This is a genomic window from Flavobacterium sp. NLM, assembly GCF_002210235.1.
Classification (GTDB): Bacteria; Bacteroidota; Bacteroidia; order Flavobacteriales; family Flavobacteriaceae; genus Flavobacterium; species Flavobacterium panici.
The window spans coordinates 237,328-257,004 of the sequence record NZ_LIAC01000014.1 but is presented as its reverse complement, the minus strand read 5'-3'; the positions used below and the strand labels follow the sequence as shown (position 1 = coordinate 257,004).

Annotated in this window: 18 protein-coding genes; 1 reads left to right on the top strand and 17 read right to left on the bottom strand. The window is 32.4% G+C overall.

Features of this window, described 5'->3' with window-relative positions; all coding sequences use genetic code 11:
• Positions 1 to 152: 152 nt before the first annotated feature.
• The 3 genes from APR43_RS17890 to rbfA form a co-directional block, all read right to left on the bottom strand.
• Positions 153 to 1,580, bottom strand: a complete 1,428-nt coding sequence (locus APR43_RS17890; RefSeq protein ID WP_053472965.1) for an MATE family efflux transporter — start codon at positions 1,578 to 1,580, stop codon at positions 153 to 155.
• A 168-nt stretch (positions 1,581 to 1,748) separates the two neighbouring features.
• Positions 1,749 to 2,948, bottom strand: a complete 1,200-nt coding sequence (locus tag APR43_RS17885) for an ABC transporter permease (protein WP_053472966.1) — start codon at positions 2,946 to 2,948, stop codon at positions 1,749 to 1,751.
• 1 nt (position 2,949) lies between these two features.
• Positions 2,950 to 3,342: a 30S ribosome-binding factor RbfA gene (gene rbfA, locus APR43_RS17880; RefSeq protein WP_053472967.1), complete on the bottom strand. Its 393-nt coding sequence runs from the start codon at positions 3,340 to 3,342 to the stop codon at positions 2,950 to 2,952.
• Positions 3,343 to 3,549: 207 nt separating this feature from the next.
• On the opposite strand from rbfA, the gene APR43_RS17875 reads away from it, so the two are divergent.
• Positions 3,550 to 3,969 (top strand): CBS domain-containing protein, encoded by a 420-nt coding sequence (locus APR43_RS17875; protein ID WP_053472968.1) that lies wholly within the window; start codon positions 3,550 to 3,552, stop codon positions 3,967 to 3,969.
• A 30-nt stretch (positions 3,970 to 3,999) separates the two neighbouring features.
• On the opposite strand, the gene APR43_RS17870 is transcribed toward APR43_RS17875, so the two are convergent.
• The 14 genes from APR43_RS17870 to atpG all read right to left on the bottom strand — a co-directional run bounded on the left by APR43_RS17870 (position 4,000) and on the right by atpG (position 19,676).
• Positions 4,000 to 5,253 (bottom strand): murein hydrolase activator EnvC family protein, encoded by a 1,254-nt coding sequence (locus APR43_RS17870; RefSeq protein ID WP_053472969.1) that lies wholly within the window; start codon positions 5,251 to 5,253, stop codon positions 4,000 to 4,002.
• Positions 5,254 to 5,277: 24 nt separating this feature from the next.
• Entirely contained in the window at positions 5,278 to 6,057 is a 780-nt protein-coding gene (locus tag APR43_RS17865; RefSeq protein WP_053472970.1) for a DUF4292 domain-containing protein, read from the bottom strand.
• Between the two features lie 12 nt (positions 6,058 to 6,069).
• On the bottom strand, positions 6,070 to 7,416 hold the full coding sequence (locus tag APR43_RS17860; protein ID WP_053472971.1) for a tetratricopeptide repeat protein: 1,347 nt from the start codon (positions 7,414 to 7,416) through the stop codon (positions 6,070 to 6,072).
• A gap of 40 nt (positions 7,417 to 7,456) precedes the next feature.
• Entirely contained in the window at positions 7,457 to 8,473 is a 1,017-nt protein-coding gene (locus tag APR43_RS17855) for a sugar phosphate nucleotidyltransferase (RefSeq protein WP_053472972.1), read from the bottom strand.
• A gap of 96 nt (positions 8,474 to 8,569) precedes the next feature.
• On the bottom strand, positions 8,570 to 9,004 hold the full coding sequence (gene dut, locus APR43_RS17850) for a dUTP diphosphatase (RefSeq protein ID WP_053472973.1): 435 nt from the start codon (positions 9,002 to 9,004) through the stop codon (positions 8,570 to 8,572).
• Between the two features lie 29 nt (positions 9,005 to 9,033).
• Complete coding sequence (locus tag APR43_RS17845; protein WP_053472974.1) at positions 9,034 to 10,494, bottom strand: lipopolysaccharide biosynthesis protein; 1,461 nt, start codon at positions 10,492 to 10,494, stop codon at positions 9,034 to 9,036.
• Between the two features lie 94 nt (positions 10,495 to 10,588).
• On the bottom strand, positions 10,589 to 11,035 hold the full coding sequence (locus tag APR43_RS17840) for a GNAT family N-acetyltransferase (RefSeq protein WP_053472975.1): 447 nt from the start codon (positions 11,033 to 11,035) through the stop codon (positions 10,589 to 10,591).
• A 572-nt stretch (positions 11,036 to 11,607) separates the two neighbouring features.
• On the bottom strand, positions 11,608 to 13,119 hold the full coding sequence (locus tag APR43_RS17835) for an AAA family ATPase (RefSeq protein WP_053472976.1): 1,512 nt from the start codon (positions 13,117 to 13,119) through the stop codon (positions 11,608 to 11,610).
• A gap of 8 nt (positions 13,120 to 13,127) precedes the next feature.
• Entirely contained in the window at positions 13,128 to 13,958 is an 831-nt protein-coding gene (locus tag APR43_RS17830) for an ATP-binding cassette domain-containing protein (protein ID WP_053472977.1), read from the bottom strand.
• A gap of 2 nt (positions 13,959 to 13,960) precedes the next feature.
• On the bottom strand, positions 13,961 to 14,731 hold the full coding sequence (locus APR43_RS17825) for an ABC transporter permease (protein ID WP_053472978.1): 771 nt from the start codon (positions 14,729 to 14,731) through the stop codon (positions 13,961 to 13,963).
• A 46-nt stretch (positions 14,732 to 14,777) separates the two neighbouring features.
• Entirely contained in the window at positions 14,778 to 16,592 is a 1,815-nt protein-coding gene (locus APR43_RS17820; RefSeq protein WP_053472979.1) for an OmpA family protein, read from the bottom strand.
• Positions 16,593 to 16,620: 28 nt separating this feature from the next.
• Positions 16,621 to 17,742 carry a hypothetical protein gene (locus APR43_RS17815; protein WP_053472980.1) on the bottom strand — a complete coding sequence of 374 codons (1,122 nt, stop codon included), beginning with the start codon at positions 17,740 to 17,742 and terminating at the stop codon, positions 16,621 to 16,623.
• On the bottom strand, positions 17,742 to 18,419 hold the full coding sequence (locus APR43_RS17810) for a hypothetical protein (protein WP_053472981.1): 678 nt from the start codon (positions 18,417 to 18,419) through the stop codon (positions 17,742 to 17,744). The genes APR43_RS17815 and APR43_RS17810 overlap by 1 nt, the downstream gene beginning before the upstream one ends.
• Positions 18,420 to 18,815: 396 nt before the next feature.
• Complete coding sequence (atpG, locus tag APR43_RS17805) at positions 18,816 to 19,676, bottom strand: ATP synthase F1 subunit gamma (protein ID WP_053472982.1); 861 nt, start codon at positions 19,674 to 19,676, stop codon at positions 18,816 to 18,818.
• Between the last annotated feature and the right edge of the window lies 1 nt (position 19,677).

Genomic DNA, 19,677 nt, shown 5'->3' with positions numbered 1-19,677 from the left:
TTGTCATTTCGACGAAGGAGAAATCTCCACAAGTAACTCTGCAACGAAAGTCCAATCTTTGTAGAGCTTCTCGCGGAGATTTCTCCTTCGTCGAAATGACAAAAATGCTGATACAAAAAATGCCTTCAATTTTGAAGGCATTTTTTATTTTATTAAACTTGAACTCTTTTCCACTTTCCTCTTTTATAGAAAAAGATTCCGGCTAAAGTTATAGCGGTTTCGGCAACGGGAATTGCGATGAAAACTCCGGTTGGTCCCATATTGAAATGTTTGGCTAATACAAAAGCCAGCGGAATTTGGAACAGCCAAAAGCCGAAGAAATTAATTCCGGTTGGCGTCCAGGTATCTCCTGCTCCGTTGAAAGTATTGATCAAAACCATTCCTATTCCGTAAAAGATAAATCCGATGCTCATAATTTGCAATGCTTCGACGGCAATTGTTTTTACAGCTTCATCATTGGTGAAAAATGAAATAATATATTGGCCAAAGCCTAAAGTAATAATCATAATTGTGGCCATGAAAATTACGTTATATCTTGCTGTTGTATAAACTGATTTTTCGGCACGTTCAATTTGTTTTGCCCCTAAATTCTGTCCAACCAAAGTTGCCGCAGCATTACTCAATCCCCAAGCTGGAAGAATAAAAAACATCATAATTCTAAGTGCCGTTTGATATCCTGCAGAACCGTGATCGCCTCCGGTTGTTGCGACTAATTGTGCTAAGAAAATCCAACTGCATGATGCAATTACAAATTGTAAAATTCCTGGTGCAGCAATCTTAACCAAAGCTTTTATCTGCTTAAAGTCTGGAGCGAAATAGGCTATTTTAATTTTTAAAATTCCGTTTCCAGAGAACAAATGATAAACCTGATATAAAACTCCAATGCTTCTTCCCAAAGTTGTTGCCAAGGCAGCTCCAACTAAACCAAAAGCAGGAATTGGTCCAAGACCGTTAATTAATATTGGGCATAAAATAATATTACAAATGTTGGCAATCCAAAGACTTTTCATTGCAATTGCGGCATTTCCTGCTCCACGGAAAATTCCGTTAATCAGGAATAAAAGCATAATGCATAAACTTGAGCCAATCATAATTTGCGTGAATCTGAAGCCGTGCTCGGCAGCATCAACTGAAGCACCCATCAAAAGCAGAATATCTTTTGCATAAATAATTCCCAAAACACTTAAGACAGCGTTAACGGCAAATGCTACAATTATGGCTTGCATTCCGGCTTTTGCGGCAGCGACTGGATCTTTTTCTCCAATACGTCTTGCTACAACTGCAGTTGCGGCCATGCTCATTCCTATTGCAAGAGAATATATAATAGTCAAAACAGATTCGGTTAAGCCAACGGTTTGAATAGCAAAACTGCTATGCTCCAAATGTCCGACAAAATATAAATCGACTAAAGCAAAAACCGATTCCATCATCATTTCTAAAACCATCGGAATGGCTAATAGAATTACGGCTTTCTTTATACTTCCGGCAGTATAATCAAATGATTCGTCGCCTTTTAAGGCTTGTTTTAAAGTGGTAAAAAATTTAGAAAAAAAACTTTTTTGTATAGTTGTTTCTGTCATGATATATTAGGATAAATGATAAATTGGTCCAGATATTTTATCTGAACTGAAAAAGTAAAAACGTAAGTATCCTAATTATTCTTAAAAATAAAATAGGATTAGGCAGAAACTATCATATGCTGTGAATTTTCAAGGCGGTAAATATAAGTAATATTTTGAAAGAAAAAATTAATCTAATAATTTTTTACTTACACGGCTGCTGGCAATAAGTGATGCCACAAATCCAAGGGAAACAATTGTTGTCATTACGATTACAACATTTTCAAGTGTAAAAACAACTGGGTAGGCCAGCGTTGGCGTGATCATTATCAGCTCATATTTTTGCTGCAATGTAACTAGTATAATCCCGTAATAAAGCCCTATCAAACCTCCAAAAACACTTAGTAAAGTTCCTTGCAGAATGAAAATTTTTCTCACGCTGTTTATTTCTATTCCCAGATTAACAAGGGTTTTTAAATTTGCCCTCTTGTCTAAAATCATCATAATTAAAGCTCCAATCAAATTGAAAAGTGCCACAATAATTACAAGCGTAAAAATTAAATAAACAGCAATATTTTCGGTGTTGAGCATTTTATATAAAGACTCATTCAATTGCTCTCTATTCTTTATAGTGACTTTATTATTAAAAATTTTTTTAATCTGCGCATTAACCGCATTTTCATCTGTGTTTGGTTTTAACCTAAATTCGATTCCCGAAATTTGGTTTGGCTTATACATCAATAATTCCTGTGTTAAACCTAAATCGGCAAAAACATATTTTGAATCTAAATCTTCGCTGATTGAGTAAATTCCAACGGGCAAAACATCTGTTTTATTAAATGCTTCTTCGGGATTATCAATTGCTCCTTTTCCGGGTTTTGGAGCAAATATCTGCAGCGGGTTTTCAAAATCAAGAATTCCCAGCGAAAAATCCTGTGCAATTCCGTAACCAATAACAACCTGATATGAATCTGGTTTTAGCCATTGTCCGTTAAAAAGCTTTACTTTAATATTGTTTACAACCGGGTAAATACTGTCAACACCTTTTAAATAAGTAACGCGCTGCTTGTCTTTAAATAAAAACAAAACCCGTTCTTCAATAATTTTTGTGTAACAGGCAACGCCGTTAATTTCTTTCAGTTCTTTTTCTTCCTGGGGTGAAATTAAAAATGATTTTCCGTACGTACTTGTCATTTTTAAATCTGGATCAATCTCATTTGTAAATGAAAGACTGAAAACTTTTAATCCGCTAAAAACAGATAAAACCACAAACAAAGCCATTGTACCAACAATAATTCCCATACTGGCAATTAAATTGATGATATTGATCGCGTTATTTTTACTAAGGCTGAAAAGATAACGTTTGGCTATGTAAAATGGGAAATTCAATTTATGATTTTCTTCTTTTTTCTAAAAGATCACGGTTTTCAATTGGGTTTTCTCTGTTTGCTAATGCATTGTCAATTTTTTCGATATAATCTAATGAGTCATCGATAAAGAAAACCAAATTTGGCACACGACGCAATTGAAGACGAACGCGCTGCGACAAATCATGTTTTATTAAAGTCGTATTTGATTTTATGCCTTCTAAAGTTTCCTTTGCTTTTTCTTGAGGAAAAATGCTTAAATATACCGTTGCCACAGATAAATCTGAGGTTACACTAACTTTGGATACTGAAATTACCAAATTGCTAACTCCATTTTTTCGCACTTCACCTTGCAGAATATCTACCAAATCTTTTTGGATGACGCTGCCTATTTTTTTCTGTCTATTTGTTTCCATAGTGCAAAAATACTATTTTTAAATTCATTCATTGCAATTTCAAATTAAGTAAAGAATTATTATTGAAATTTCGCTATACTTTTCAATATATCACTCACAAAAAAGTATCTCTATATAGCGTTTTTAATTGTTATAAAAGCTGATAAAGGTCAGGTTATTTATCAGAATTATTCTACATATTTGATGTAAATATAAAACTGATCTATTATGAAAAAAAGAGAACCAATTAGTCACATCATGACTAAAACTGTGGTGACTGTAAATCAAAATGACGATTTAAGAAAAGTAGTAGAAAAACTAAAATCGAATTCTATTCGACATATTCCTGTTGTAAACGGTAAGGAAGTTGTGGGTATTATTAGCCGTACAGATGTAAACCGTCTTACTTTTGGTGCTTTGTTCGACGGACAGGAAGGTGTTGATGAAGCTATTTTAGATATGCTTACGATTCCTCAGGTTATGACCTCAAAGCCTAAAACTCTTTCTTCTGACACTATTATTAAAGATTTGGCATCGACATTTGTAAAAGAAGAATTTCATGCTCTTCCGGTTGTAGATAACGGAGAACTGAAAGGAATTGTAACAACAACTGATGTTATTAAATATTTTTTAGAACAATATGATTAAATAAAAAGGGAGCTAAATAGCTCCCTTTTTTTATCTGTTTTGTAACCAATTTTCAGGATCGGTATTGGTTGTATTTTGAAGAATCAGGAATTTGATAACCGTTTTTCCGCTATCTCCGCTGGTTCTTACTTTTCCAATATTTTGTTTGATCGAAACTTTTTCTCCTTTACTTACAAATACTTTGCTCAGGTTTTGATAAACGCTAAAGTAATCTCCGTGCTGTATCATAACTACTGTATTTACAGGAGATAAAACCATTACACTGAAAACTTCACCGGCAAATACAGATCTTGCATTTGCGCCATCTTCAGTCGTAATCTCAACTCCTGAATTATGAACTTTAATATCTGGATAAAGTGGGTGCTGCTGATCTCCATAACCTAACGAAATAAATCCTTTTTCTACCGGCCAAGGCAGTCTTCCTTTATTGGCTTTAAAATCAGCTGCCAGAACTTTATCTTCCGGTGTCATTGCGATTTTAGAAGATGAAACTGGTTTTACAGTTGCATTAGACCCAGGATTTTCTTTCGCTTTTTCAAGTGCCGCTTTTCTGTTTGCTTCGGCAATTGCTTCACGAATCAAACGATCAATTTGTCTGTCAATTCTTTTTGATTCGCTTTGTTTTGCTTTAATATCAGAGGCGATTCTGTTTTTATCTTTTTTAATTGCGTTAACAAGCTTTTGCTGTTCTTTTTTCTCTACTTCTAAACTTTGTTTTTCTTTTTCGTTTTCAACAATAATTTTTTTCTTAACCTTTCTCTGACCGTCTAATTTTGCATTAAAATCAACTAACTGTGCGGTTTTAGACTGAATTTCTAAACCTTGGTTTTTTCTGAAATTTGTATATTGTTTTAAATATTGTGCTCTTTTGTAGGCTTGTAAAAAACTTTCTGATGATAAAATAAACATCGCACGGCTTTGCTCAGAACGGCTTTTATATGATTTCAAAATCATTTTTGCATAATCTTCTTTTAAAACCGCCAGTTCTTTTTTCAGTTTATTAACCTGTACCTGATTAATATACATGTCGTTGCTTAAAATTCTTTCCTGTTTTGCTGTTGTATTGATCAGCTTTTCTTTAAGCTTAATTTTATTTGCCTGAATTAAATATTCATTCACTGCTGATTTTTCTTTTTTCCTTACAGACTGCAGCATTTTTTCGTTGTCTTTTATTTCCTGAAGAATCTGCGCTTTGCGCTGTTCAAGTTTTTCTTGCTGCGAATCTTGTGCCCAGACAAAAGTCGTGGCGCAAACAAAAATTAGGCTTAGGAGAAATTTTGGCATCTTTCTATTTTTCTTTTTACAAATTTACTTAATTAAAACTTTTTTATAACCGCTTGGCACACTATACGGAAAAGAAAGTTCTTCGTTAAATGATATATTGTTATAATTCAAATTAATATTAGTTGTTCCTTTTGGCTGCAATGCATTAATTACCAATGTTGTTGGAATAGTTCCCTGACTGAAAGTTTTAGTATCTGAATAATTGATTTCTAGCTTTATATTTTCAGCTGACTGAGAAATCTGTTCTTTTTGTACCAGGTATTTTTCAGGATCTAAATAAAATGCTTTTTGAATTTTCTGGCTTTTTTGATCTTCTAAACGAATAAGATTTTCTACAATTGTCTGCGTATACTCTCCTTTTCGTAAATCATCAAAAGCTTCTCCAATTAATAAATTCTGAACTTTATTATAATCCAGGTCAGTTCCTAGCCATTCGCTCAAACTGCTAAAATCTCCTTCGTAATAAGTTCCTTTTATTTTTTCGTAATAACTTACTGTTGTTGGGGTTATCAAAGCTTTTGCCATTGTAATTCCCAGAAATTTAACACTTATTAAAATCTGTTTGTCTTTTTCGATTTTTATATCCGCTGTAACATTTTGACTTTGTTTTTCGTCTTCATATCTCGCGCTGGCTCTTATATTTAAGGTCGAAAAATCTAGTTTGTTTTCGTAATGTTTTTCAATTGCTTTATTGTCTTTTTTGGCAACAACTTCGGTAGTATTATTGTTTTGAACAGCGACGGCTTTAGACTTACACGAAATCATAAAAGCCGACATTAATACTATTATAATATATTTTTTCATCTTAATTTCTCCTTACTTCTTTTTTAATAATTCATTTGCCTTCAAAAAGTATTCCTCTTTTTTCTTCGCATCTCCTAATCCATTATATGCCTCTCCCAATTGAATATTAAAATTTGCCTCTAGTTTTTTATCATCAACAACATAATCAAGTCCCATTTCTAAAACGGTTTTTGCATTTTTAAATTGCTGTAACTGATTGCTTCCCAAACCTGCATAATAATAAAACTGCGGCTGGCTTGGATAAACTTCAATCATTGTCATGGCTCTTTTTGTCATTGGCGCAAATTGTTTTGCCTGAGTATAAGCTTCGAGCAAAAGCAAATTCGTTTCACGATCTGTGTCTGAATTGGTCATTAAATCTTTTTCATAATATTTAATGGCGTTTTCAAACTGGTTTTTACTATGATAAAATTTTCCAATTTCTTTAGCAACGTCAACTTCTTTATCATTGTCAAAATAAGAAATGGCTTTTTCTAAATCCGGAGCATATTGCGGATTTTTATTTACATAAATCAAAAACTCATTTAATGTTCGATGCTTAATTTTTGAATCAATTTTTGAACTTGACAAAATTACGTTCATCGACTTAATGGCTTTATCGGCCTGATTGGCATCTAAATAACTTTTGAACAAACTTACCTGTCCCCATTCAGAATCTGGAATTTCTTTTGCCAATTGTTTTGCAACATCAACAGCTTTGTCTGTTTCGTCAGATTTTGAATATAGAAAAATCAGATTAACATAGTTTGATTCTTCTTTCGGATTTTTTTTAATCTGTTCAATTAAATTTGAAATCTCTGCATTTTGATATTTCCCTTGCGATAAAATCTGCATTTTATAACGATCACGATCTTCAGATTTTCCGAATTTATCGTTCATTTCATTAATCGTCACAAGCGCTTTATCATATTGGTTTGTAAGCATATATAACGAAATCAGATCGTCTTTATATTCTTCATCAAAAACAATAATTTTCTGAATCGTTTCAATCGCCAGCGGATAGTTTTTGGTTTCGTAACTTACATCGTAAATTCCCAGCCAATACCATTTGTTTTTTGGATTTAACTGTGTGGCTTTTTCAAATGCGTTTTGGGCATTTTGATATTCTTTTAGTGCCAGATAATTTTTTCCAACTTCAAAATATGCGACAGCATCAGAAGGTTTTATTTTGATACATTTTTCTAATGATGCTATTGCTTTATCGTAGTTTTCGATTCCTTTTTGTTTTAAAGATTCGTAAAAAGCATCTTGATATTCATCTGGTGCCAAAGCAATATCTTCTGGTTCCGTTTGCGCGAAAACCGAAGCTGAATTGCTTAGTAAAGCAAAAAATAAAATTATCAAAATCTTTTTTTTCATCTTTTTATGATTTCATTTTTTATTAAAACGAATCTCTTTTTTATTCTAAAACCGAGTAATCTCCAATACTGATGCTTGTGAATTTTCCATCATAACTAACATGATTTCCAATCATTGCATTATCTAAGTTAGCATTTTTTATTTGAGAATTAGTTTGTATTAAGCTATTTTTAATAGAACTGTCGGTTACATGGCAGCCTTTTCCTATTGAAACATTTGGCCCAACAGTTGTGTTTTTCAACACTACATTTTCGCCAATATAACATGGAGGAATAATTGTTGAATTTTCCAGCGTTACATTATAATCTACTAAATGTTCTCCGTCGTTATGCAAAAATCCTAACATTCTGCTGTTTGTTTCAACCGTAACATCTTTATTTCCGCAGTCCATCCATTCGTCAACACTTCCGGTTTTAAAAACTTTTCCGTTTGCCATCATGGCTTTGATACCGTCGTTGATTTGGTATTCTCCACCATTTTGAATATTATTATCTAAAACGCCCTGAAGCTCTTTTTTTAGATCTCCAACTTCTTTAAAATAATAAATTCCGATAACGGCTAAATCACTAACAAACTCTTTTGGTTTTTCAACCAATTCTATAATTTCATTATTTGAGTTTAATTTTACAACTCCAAAAGCTTCCGGCTGATCTACTTGTTTTACCCAAATTACAGCATCGGCAGATGGATCTAATTCAAAATCGGCTCTGATTAAAGTATCTGCGTAAGCGATAACCGCTGGTCCTGATAAAGATTCTTTTGCGCACATAATCGCATGCCCGGTTCCTAAAGGTAAATCCTGACGATAAATTGAAGCTTTTGCTCCTAAACCTTGTGCTAAATCCTGCAGACTTGTAACAACATCATCTCCAAAAAATGCTTCGTCTCCCAAGATAAATGCAACTTCTTCTATTGGCTGCTTTAATATTTTAGCAATATCTTCTACTAAACGGTGAACGATTGATTTTCCCGCAACCGGAATTAATGGTTTTGGTACTGTTAATGTATGTGGGCGAAGTCTTGATCCACGACCTGCCATTGGAACGATTATTTTCATCTAATTTTATTTTATGTGGGAAGATTTAAAAAAATCTTCAGTTTGGTTAGTTCAAGTTTTTAAATACAGTAAAGGACTGTCAACTGCGACTGAAAACTACTTCACTCCAGTACTTCCAAATCCGCCTGCTCCTCTTGAAGTTTCCGTTAATTCTTCAACTTCAATCCATTCTGCTCTTTCGTGTTTGGCAATAATTAATTGTGCAATTCTTTCTCCGTTTTCAATTACAAATTCTTCATTTGATAAATTTACCAAAATCACACCTATTTCACCTCTGTAATCAGCATCTACAGTTCCCGGAGAATTTAAAACGGTAACTCCTTTTTTTGCTGCCAATCCGCTTCTTGGTCTAACCTGTGCTTCGTAACCAATTGGCAATTCTATAAAAAGTCCGGTTTTTACAATTGTTCTTTCTAAAGGTTTTAACGTAATTGGTTCTGTAATATTGGCACGCAAGTCCATTCCTGCAGAAGCAATTGTTTCGTAATTTGGTAAATCGTGTTGTGATTTATTGATAATTTGTATTTTCATTTTTATTATAAAAGATTAAAAAAGCACTTTTACTTTCTATTCATTATTCCTTTAATTGTGTCTTTTTCGTTGTGATAAACAAAGTACATAAAGGCTAATAATAATGGAATTCCAACAAAATAATTTTCTCTAAATCCATAAAATGAAATAGCCGAAAATAAAATTGAAATTCCTAAATAAGCCGAAATTTTATTCATGTCGTACGGAATAGGATAATATTTGTTTCCTAAAACATACGATATTAACATCATGCTTCCGTAAGCAGAGATAGTTGCGATTGCAGATCCGTAATAACTGTATTTTGGAATCAAAAAGTAATTTAAAACTAATGTTACAATTGCTCCAACAATTGAAATATAAGCTCCAATTCTTGTTTGGTCTGTAAGTTTGTACCAAACCGATAAGTTATTGTAAATTCCTAAAAAGAAGTTTGCCAGAATAATTAACGGCACCACTTTCATGGCTTCCCAATAGGATTTATTGTCTAATAAAAGATATTTAAGAATGTCTGCAAAAACGATAACTCCTAATAAAATAAGTGAACCCAGAATCACAAAGTATTTTGTAATTACGGCGTAAGTCTGCGGTGCATTTTCGTTTTTGGCGTGGCTGAAAAAGAAAGGTTCAATTCCTAATCTAAAAGCCGTTGCAAACAAAACCATAAATAAACCTAATTTATAACAGGCTGAATAAGCCCCGACTTCTGATTTTGCAAGATTTTCAGGAAGTAAATATCCCAATAAGATTTTATCGAAATGTTCATTAACGGCAAATGCAAGTCCGGCAACTAAAATTGGCAGACCGTATTTCATCATTTTTTTCCAAAGTACGGGATCGAATTTTCGTCCAAGCGAAAGATAATTTGGAGAAAGTACAATGAAAGTTGCTAAACTTGCCAGCAGGTTAGCGATGAAAATATAGGCAATCTGGAAATTTTCTACATATAGATTATCCCAAACTGAGTTAGGATGTGAAGCTGCAAGTTTTGGCAGATACAATAAAAAGAAAATATTCAGCAATAGATTAATTACCACATTTCCAATTTTAATAGCCGCATAAACCATTGGACGCTGGTTTGCTCTTAGTTTTGAAAACGGTACTAAAACCAATGCATCTAAAACTAAAATCCAAACAGAATAAGTAATATACTGTGCATCAACCTCGGCCCAATTTGCCAGCGTATTCCTAAAAATTAAACCCGCAAATAAGAATCCTATCGACGACCAAAATATTGATATTGTCGAAGTTGCTATTACGTTTTTCTTGTCTTCTTCGGCACTGTAAAATCTAAAGAACGCCGTTTCCATTCCGTAAGAAAGCACTACGTTAAAGAAAACCATCCAAGACAAAACAATCGAAACTTCGCCGTATTCGGCAGTCGGTAAAATACCTGTATATAATCTGACCAATAAAAAACTGAGCATTCGCGGTAAAACGGTTGCCAGTCCATAAATTGCAGTTTGTTTGAATAGATTTTTATATAATCCCAAAATAATTAGTAATAAAGTTCAAAAAACAAAAATAACCAATTCTTTGGTTTTATTAGTCCTTTTGACGGTTCAATAAAAAAACTTAGCGACAATTTTAATGTGTTAATTTATTTTCGTCTAAAACTTTCACAAAATGAAAACCTTTTGGGCCATATCCCTGATTGTAATAAAATCTGTGCGCACCAAAATTTCCTGAAAAAGCATCCAGAACAATGCTGCTGCAGCCTAAATCAAGTGCTTTTTGTTCAATATAATCTGTAAGCATTTTTCCAATTCCTTTAGAACGATATTCCGGATTTACTACAAAATTGTCAATTTCGAGATATTTTCCTGTCCATAATTTTGTTGCTGACCAACAGCCTGTAATGCCCAAACAAATGTTATTTTCAAATACTCCAATCTGAATATAATTGTGCGGAACCATCTCAGAAAGAAATGATTGGTATTTTTCTAAAGTCATATTGGGATATAGAAATCTGATGGTGTCAATTTGAGCCACCATTTCGTCAACCGTAGTAAATTCGCGTATTTGTAAAGCCATTGTATAGAAATAGAATTCAAAATTAATTATTTTTTCTAACTAAGTTATATAATTAACAAGACACTAACATGTGAAATATGTAAATTAAGGCAGAAAATTATGTAACTTTTTTTAGAGCGTATTTTCCTAAATTTGCTTCACAGGGATTGAGAAAGCTAAATACAACCCTTATAAAAAAGGAAGCACTGGGACTAATAAAGCTTGTTTGTTCCCATAAAAGACAAAGCATAAGGGATTGATTCTGCTGTATTGTAACCCTAAAAAAAACAGAGCATTGGGACTAATAAAGCTAGTTTGTTCCCATAAAAGACAAAGCACAGGGATTGATTCTGCTGAAATGTAACCCTTAAAAAAACAGAGCATTGGGATTAATAAAGCTAGTTTGTTCCCATGAAAGACAAAGCTACAGAGTGATAAAATCTGTGTCAATAATTTTATAAAATGGTATGGATTCTCAATTTATGGGTAAATTGAGAATCACCATTTTATAAATTTTCTTGTTTATAGATATTCTTAAAAAAGAAAAACTTCCAAAAAAAATAGCCAGCAAACATTTGCTGGCTATTTTTTTATCAGGAACCAAAATTATATTCAATTTCTTTTAATTCTGGAATATCATCATCTGTTAATGTTTTTAAAGTCTTACTGCTTAATTTTTTCAAAGTTATAATTCTATTGGCTTGATTTTGCACACATTTTTCAAATATGTTTCGTACTAATCTGGCATTTCCAAAACTTTCGGTTTTATCTCTATATAATAATTCAAAAGTGTCTGTTAGTTTTTCTTTAGCATCTGTAGAAATTATAAAATCTGATTTTACACAAAACGACTCAAAAATTTCATATAATTGATCAGGCGTAAAATCTTTAAAATAAAAGTATCTATTAAAACGGGATCGTAATCCGGGATTCGATTCTATAAAAATTTTCATGGGTTCTGTATATCCTGCAACCACAACAGCCAGGTCTTTTCGGTGATCTTCCATTCTTTTCAAAAGTGTATTTACTGCTTCTGCACCATAATCGTTTCCAAATGCATTTTGAGTTAATGCATAGGCTTCATCAATAAATAATACTCCGCCAAGACTTGATTCTACTGCGTTATTGACTTTTGCTGCTGTTTGCCCCACATAACCTGCAACTAAACCTTCTCTGTCTGTTTCAAACATTTGGCCTTTAGATAAAAAACCCAAATGTTTAAAAATTCTACTTAAAAGTCTTGCTACAGATGTTTTTCCGGTTCCGGGCGGGCCCAGAAAAACGGTATGCAAAGTAATTTCAACATTTTTTAATCCTTGTTCTGAACGCTTTTTTTGTATTTCTAATAAATTGATTAGTTCTGAAACATCTTTTTTTACTTCTGCTAAACCAACTAATTCGTTTAATTCTTTCAGTACTTTTTCCAGTGTATCTCCTTCAGGAAGATTGTCTATTTCTTTTTTATCTGTTTGTGATGTGTTCGCATTTAAACCCAAATAGCTGCTGAAAGCAGTTGTGTTCTCAAATTTTTTACCAAACGTAAAATAAATGAAGTTTTGATATTTAACTAGAATTTCTTCCAATCTGCTATGCTTTTTTATGGATAATAATTCTGGCAGTAAGTATTGATTTTCCTGCACATTTGAAGTTATTATTTTATTCTCTTCTTTTATTTTTACGAGAAGATTTTTAAAATTCTCTGTAAAAATCAACTGATTCAATTCGTTTACAGAGTTTTGGTCTGCAAAATGATTGTTGCGTAAAGCATCATAATAATACGCCAGAACAAATTCTTGTTTTTCATTTTTCGCTCCGGATTCTCTTTCATAAAGATCAATAATATCCGAAAGAAAAAAATGTTCTGCTTTAAACAATAACCCTTTAGAAAAATCTGGATTTACTGTTTCATTTAGCTTTTGAATAAAATCTGCATCCTGATTTAATATATTGCATATTTCCAGAATCTGCTTTGTTTCTTTTTCAAGCGCTATAATAAATGAAGCCGTAAAAACGGCTTCATTAGTAGATATATTTGTTTCTAAATATTTTTTTAGAGACAAAAATGAGTCTTCAATAATCGATATTGGATTGTTCTTCTTTGCCATATTTTTATTTAAGAAATCATCATTTGATGGATAATTTCTTTTGATAATTTTAAGTGGTCGTCACAATAATCTTTCCAGGAAAGTCCCATGTCTCTTAGATCATATTTTGCTACTATGGTTCCGTAATTTTCTTTCTTTCCATTAATAGTTGGATGCCCAATAACGTAAATAGTTTGTGCTAATTCAATTGCCAGTTCAATGTCATGGGTCGAAAAAATAACCGTATTAGACTCCGAAGATTTTCCTAATAGTTCAAATGATTTTTTTACTTCTTCAATATTTCCAACATCTAATCCTGAAAAAGGTTCATCCAAAACAATAAATTGATCAGACGAAAACAATTGTTCTATAATAGCGGTTCTTTGTCTTTGCCCTCCCGAAAGTTCGTTAGGATATTTGTCTTTACAATTTTCTAATCCCCATTCTTTTAGATATTGCTTTATTTTTTCATCTTTTTCAGTATTCGACAGCGTTGTTTTTCTTAGCGAAAATTTCAAAGCCTGAGTAACTGTTTTATGTCTGAACAAAGTATATTTTTGATCTACAAAACCAATGTCTCCTTCGCATACTGCCTTAGCTGCATTAGGTTCTTTATTTTCGAAATCCCTAATTAATATTTTTCCGGAATGTAACGGAGTTAATCCTGTCAAAGCTTTAAAAAAAGTTGATTTTCCTCTTCCAGATCTTCCCACAAAAGCAACTACCTGTCCTGTACAATCTACTCCTTCTCTAACTACGTCTTTTTCGATAAGGTTTATATCTTTTATAATAACGTTATCATCATAAGCAACGCTAAGATTTTCTACATATAAAAGCGTCTCTTTATATTCGTGTTTCATGATTATATTTTTGAATATCTAAATAGTGCTTTTCTTAAATAATTTATTCCTGCATCTAAGCCAAGACCTATTAGTAAAATGATAATTTGAAGTGCAATGATTCTTCCTGTATTCATAAATTTATCAGAGTTTTTTATTAAAAACCCTAATCCTCCAGAAGCTACCACAATCGATTCTACAGTTACAAGCATCATCCAGGTAATGGCAAGGTTTTGTCTTATTACATCAATTACATAATCTATTCTTCCTAAAATAATGACTTGTACAAGTACTTCCCAACGGTTACATTTCAACATTTTTGCATGATCAAATTCTTCTTGCGGAATATCTTTGATAACTGCAATTAAAGATGTTGTTAAAAAAGTAGTCAGGAAAATTACCAAGATCCAAACCTGCATCATTCGTGCTTCATGAATTACCATTGTAATATAAAATGAAAGTCCGGTAAAAGGTAAAAATCTAAATTTTGTGATAAATTCAGAAACTGATTTTAATAGCGGAATTGGCCATGCATAAGCAAAAAACAAGGAAATAATTGTGGCTAAAAAAATCGAGATAAAACACAATTTCAACGAATTGAAAATATGTACTACCAAACCTTCTCTATACAAATCTGAAAAACCGGTTAAAACCTGAGCTGGAGAAGGAAACAAATGCTTTTCGCCAGATGTTGTTGCAAACCAAATAATAATCAAAAGAACTAACCAGCCTATCAAAATAAGTGTTTTGTTTAATTTTGATATTTTTTCAAAGGGAGTTAAAATTTTTATCATACTCATTGTAAAAAAGGCTATCTATTAAGATAGCCTTTAATTATTTTTATTTTAATAAAGTAATAACTACACGTCTGTTTAATGCTTTTCCAGAAGCAGTATTATTATCTGCAATTGGATTACTTTGACCTTTTCCATCAACAAGTTGGAAACGATTTGCAGGAATACCTTTTTGTTTTAAATACTCTACAACGGCTTGTGCTCTGCTTTTTGATAAAGCTAAATTAGCATCAGCATTTCCAACATTGTCAGTGTGTCCAACAACCGTTAATTTTGTGTTTTCAGCTTGTACTAAAAGATTGTAAATTTTTTCTACTTCTTTACTAGATGAACTTGAAATCTCAGAACTTCCCGTATTGAAATTAATTTTCCATTCACCAGAAGCTACCACTTCTTTTGCCTCACCACTATAATCTGCTTTATCTGCAGAAGTAGATTCGATATCATTGATGTTTTTCAGGAAGAATAAGTTTACTGCCTGATCGTAAGGAACAACAGCTCCAACATTTTCATTAAATCCGAATGGATTCAATTCTGTCAAATATCCTGCAACTTGATTGTAAACTGATTTGTATCTGTTTACACCATCAGATAAACCATAATATTGCATTGCATCAGCATAATTAAATACTTTTGAACCTCCCATATTATAAGTCAATCCGCCTTTTGTTCCTTGTTGTCCTTTGAACATTTTGTACCAATATTCAGGAGTTTCAATTTTATACGTTGCAGCAACTGCCTCAGAAGCTCTTACTTTCCAGTCTTCGTAATTTTTCATTTGGTTTGAAGCCGTCAATGCCGATTTCAAAATATTAGAAACGATATCAGGATTTTTTACTGCCCATTCTTTCACACCAATAATTGTAGTTGGCATTTGGTTGTTAAATTCTTTTGTAGAAACAATATCAACAAAACCAGTCAATTTATCAAATACTGTTTTATCTCCAGGAGTCCATGTAGCACAACCATCGATTTTTCTGTTAACAGATTTTCCAGTTAATTTTCCGTCTACTACTTCTTTCAAAGTAACAGTCCATCCTGTTGTTTGAGATTTGATTAATTCTTCTGCCGATTTAATATAATCGTCATTTTCTGATGGATAAATATTTACTGCTTCTGCATCATATGTTGTTGGATCTGGGTTTACTTTTAATCCGTTTGCAAAACAATAGTTTACAGTAGTAACCCAGTCACCATCTCCAAGAACTGCAGATATAACAGAACCTTTCATAGATTTAGGATCTGATTTCCAGTTTGGAGGCCCAATCAATTTATCTTCTCCATAACTCATACCTACTGCTCCCATTACCTGAACATGGTATTTGTCTTTTCCGTATTTTTCGTCAAGTGATTTTTGAACAGAACTAATGTAAAATGGCGCACCATCTCCCATGATAATAACCGCAAATACACTTTTTTCTGAAGATGGAAAAGCTTCACCTTTATCAAATTCTTCGATAAATTTCATTTGCATGTTACGCAATTCTGAAAGCCAGTCCTGACGAATAATTTCAAGATTAACTCCGTTTTTTTCCATTAATGATCCTTTTGTTGTTTTTGGACCACCATTAGAAACAATAATTCCAGACTGAGCGTTCCATGCATAAGCACCAATTCTTACTAAAGGTTTGTCTGCAACTTCTGAAGATAATTCAGTCGATGGAAGCGGAATTTTTGCAGCATTGGTAACATTATTAACATCCGTCTGATTCAAATCAATTCCATTTAATTGTTTTGAAACTGCAGTCTTAATTCCTGGAGATACATAATAAACTCCTCCTAAAATTGCACCAATTGCAACAATAACGATAAGTAATTCAGAAAAGGTTGTTAACTTTTCAGTTCTTAAAATTTTTCCCATTTTTATTTAAAAATTTAATTTAATTGTATTAAAAAATATCACCAAAACCACCACTAGATAATTTATCTTCTTTGGTCATTTTATAATTTGGACTCGTATATTTTGTTGAATCCGGAATGGTGTTATCACCTGTTTTAATTTCATCTGCTAATGAATCTAATCTTGAATAAAGCTCGTCGTTATCAACAGAATATTTAGATGTTAATGCGTCGATGTCAATCAGGTTTTCTGAAGTTCTAGCAATATCCTGAGCAATTGTAGATGTTACCACTTCAAGGGCATATTCTAATTCCCAGTCTTTAGTAAACATCATGGCGCTTTTTGCACTTTCTGTTGCTTCTTTAGCATTTCTGGCAAATTCATATTCTTTTTGAAGCATCTTAACCGTAACATCAAAATCTGCAATTTTAATATCAATAGCTGTTCCTGCCAAAGTCAGTTTACGATCCATTTTTCCTAAAACATTAGCACGAACACCATATTTTTGAATAAAACTTTTGCTTTGTTCGTATTGAGTTGAAACTCTTTGAGAATCGCTTAACTTTCTGGCTAATTCACTTTGCAGGGCTACATACTCATCTGTGTCTTTTGCCGCAACACCATTTTGTTTCACCATTTCATCCATCGCCGACTTCAATTTTTCTGACTGGCGCTGTAAACTCAACACATCTTCCTGAAATGCTTTCGCTTCTTTTTCAGACTTACTTGCTTCAATTTCCATTTCATTTTTAAGACCTTTTAGCTTGGCTTTAGTATTCTTAAAAACTTCACGGTTTTTAATCATTTTTTGTTTTTGCTCTTCTAATTCATTGAAAGGATTACTTTGTATTAATGCCTTATGAAGATTTTTTGTTGCAAAACGAAGGCCTTTCATTATTACAGGAGCCATCATCACTAAAAAAACCAAAAATACTCCTGTTGCAGATAAGGCTATTGCCTGACCTAACATTGTAAATAATGGCGGGATAATATAAGTCCAGACCAAATATCCTCCAACTCCTAATAAACCTAATGCCAAAGCCAAAAACAATGACTTCTCTCCTTTTTTAAGTGCACCTGATTTCAAAGCAATTTCTCCTTTAGACTCGTCAAAATGTTTAAGTATTGGCAGCGTCAAAAGAGTGCTTCTTTCTTGTTCGAATTTATCCATTATTGTAAATATTGATTTATTCCTGTTATTACAGTATTGATTGATGATAATATTTTTTGTTTAGCCAAATCATTCGCTTCCATTTTCAATTGAATCTCGGAAAGCTGCTCCCTGTTAACAGGATCAATCTTTTGAAGTTCTATTTTCTTCGCTTCTAATTCTTTTTGAAGATCAAGAATTTTGGCTTCTAAATCAGAAATACTTTTGGATAAATTGTTTTTTTCTTTTGTAATTGTATTGTCTAATTCTGTTTTCTTATTTTTTCCAACAGTATCATATTTAGTATGTACTTTTTCAATTTCTGTAATATAAAAACTTCCTTTTTGTAAAAGAAAATCTTTAGTCAAATCAGATTTAATTGATTTTCCCATTGCAAAAGCCATCTGATAGCTTTGCGGATTTGTTACTCCAACAGCCATAACAGACTTATAAAGTTCAAAAAAATCAAAACCTTCTTCGTTCAATGAATCAAAACCTTTATCATAAACTTCAAAAATTTCATTTAAAAAAGGGTTTGCCAATGAATTTGCAGGAAATGATTCTGTAACTTGATTCGGAAATTTATTGTCTGTGGTTGGTAAAACGGGAGCTGATGGTGGAGTTGCAGCTTTGCCCTCTGAATTATCGGTCTCATCATTAATGAAAAGACTCTTCCAATTAAAACTTTCTTTTGCCATTGTTTGTAGGTGATCTATTTTTAATACCTTTTTGGTTGTTAAATGTTATACGCAGAAAGCGTTAAAAAGTTACTAATTTTAAAAGTATAAATATATACTTTTTTAAAAATATAATGTAACTAATTTATTATCAGATCTTTTTATTATAATCAAATTTTAAAAAATTTCCTTCATTATTCTGCTTATCTTTAAAAAAACAGGTATAAAACAAAAGCCAAAAATAGCTAATAAAAAATCAAATTCAGCATAAACAAGAACAAAAAGTAAGAATTAACTTAAATGTAATTATTGGGAAAATATTTAAAATTTATCTCCATTTTTCGTTCAGCAATTCGTGTAAAAAAAAAGAGCCAGCAAATAATGCTGGCTCTTTTAAATTTTAAAAAAATTATCTTATTATCCGTTCAAAGCTTCTGCTCCACCTACGATCTCCAAGATTTCGTTTGTAATTGCAGCTTGACGCGCTTTGTTGTAAGTTAATTTCAATTGGTTTCTTAATTCTGTTGCGTTGTCAGTTGCTTTGTGCATAGCTGTCATACGTGCTCCGTGCTCAGAAGCAAATGAATCACGAATACCTTTGTATAATTGTGTTTTTAAAGACTTTGGAATTAAAGTCAAAACAATTTCTTCTTTTGAAGGTTCGAAAATATAATCTCCAGCAGAAACTGCAACATCAGTTTTAATAGGTGCTAAAGGCAAAAACTGCTCTGTTTGAACAATTTGAGTCGCAGCATTTTTAAATTGATTGTAGATTAATTCGATTCTGTCGTATTCTCCAGATAAGAATTTTTGAGTCAAATTATCAGCAATTCCGGCAACATTCTCAAAAGTTAAATGATCAAAAATTGCATTATGATGACCGTGAACTTTATGCGTTTTAGTTAAAGCATCATTTCCTTTTTTACCAATAGCAAAAACGTCAACTTGTTTTCCTGCATAAAAATCGGTACGATTTTTAATCTCTTTAATAACATTTGAATTGAATGCACCACATAAACCTCTGTTTGAAGTTATAGCAACAAGCAATACTTTTTTTACTTCACGTTGTGTAGTGTAATCTCCTCCTACTTCACCTTCAAGTGTAGCAGAAAGATTTTGCAGTAACTCCGTTAATTTCTCGGCATAAGGGCGCATTGCAGTGATTGCATCTTGTGCTTTCTTAAGCTTTGCAGCAGAAACCATTTTCATAGCCGATGTAATCTGCATCGTCGATGAAACGGAAGTAATTCTATTACGGATTTCCTTTAAATTTGCCATC

Coding starts and splice junctions, on each gene's coding strand:
- APR43_RS17890 (WP_053472965.1), bottom strand. CDS start 1,580: ATGACAGAAACAACTATACAAAAAAGTTTTTTTTCTAAATTTTTTACC.
- rbfA (WP_053472967.1), bottom strand. CDS start 3,342: ATGGAAACAAATAGACAGAAAAAAATAGGCAGCGTCATCCAAAAAGAT.
- APR43_RS17875 (WP_053472968.1), top strand. CDS start 3,550: ATGAAAAAAAGAGAACCAATTAGTCACATCATGACTAAAACTGTGGTG.
- APR43_RS17870 (WP_053472969.1), bottom strand. CDS start 5,253: ATGCCAAAATTTCTCCTAAGCCTAATTTTTGTTTGCGCCACGACTTTT.
- APR43_RS17865 (WP_053472970.1), bottom strand. CDS start 6,057: ATGAAAAAATATATTATAATAGTATTAATGTCGGCTTTTATGATTTCG.
- APR43_RS17860 (WP_053472971.1), bottom strand. CDS start 7,416: ATGAAAAAAAAGATTTTGATAATTTTATTTTTTGCTTTACTAAGCAAT.
- APR43_RS17855 (WP_053472972.1), bottom strand. CDS start 8,473: ATGAAAATAATCGTTCCAATGGCAGGTCGTGGATCAAGACTTCGCCCA.
- dut (WP_053472973.1), bottom strand. CDS start 9,004: ATGAAAATACAAATTATCAATAAATCACAACACGATTTACCAAATTAC.
- APR43_RS17840 (WP_053472975.1), bottom strand. CDS start 11,035: ATGGCTTTACAAATACGCGAATTTACTACGGTTGACGAAATGGTGGCT.
- APR43_RS17835 (WP_053472976.1), bottom strand. CDS start 13,119: ATGGCAAAGAAGAACAATCCAATATCGATTATTGAAGACTCATTTTTG.
- APR43_RS17830 (WP_053472977.1), bottom strand. CDS start 13,958: ATGAAACACGAATATAAAGAGACGCTTTTATATGTAGAAAATCTTAGC.
- APR43_RS17825 (WP_053472978.1), bottom strand. CDS start 14,731: ATGATAAAAATTTTAACTCCCTTTGAAAAAATATCAAAATTAAACAAA.
- APR43_RS17820 (WP_053472979.1), bottom strand. CDS start 16,592: ATGGGAAAAATTTTAAGAACTGAAAAGTTAACAACCTTTTCTGAATTA.
- APR43_RS17815 (WP_053472980.1), bottom strand. CDS start 17,742: ATGGATAAATTCGAACAAGAAAGAAGCACTCTTTTGACGCTGCCAATA.
- APR43_RS17810 (WP_053472981.1), bottom strand. CDS start 18,419: ATGGCAAAAGAAAGTTTTAATTGGAAGAGTCTTTTCATTAATGATGAG.
- atpG (WP_053472982.1), bottom strand. CDS start 19,676: ATGGCAAATTTAAAGGAAATCCGTAATAGAATTACTTCCGTTTCATCG.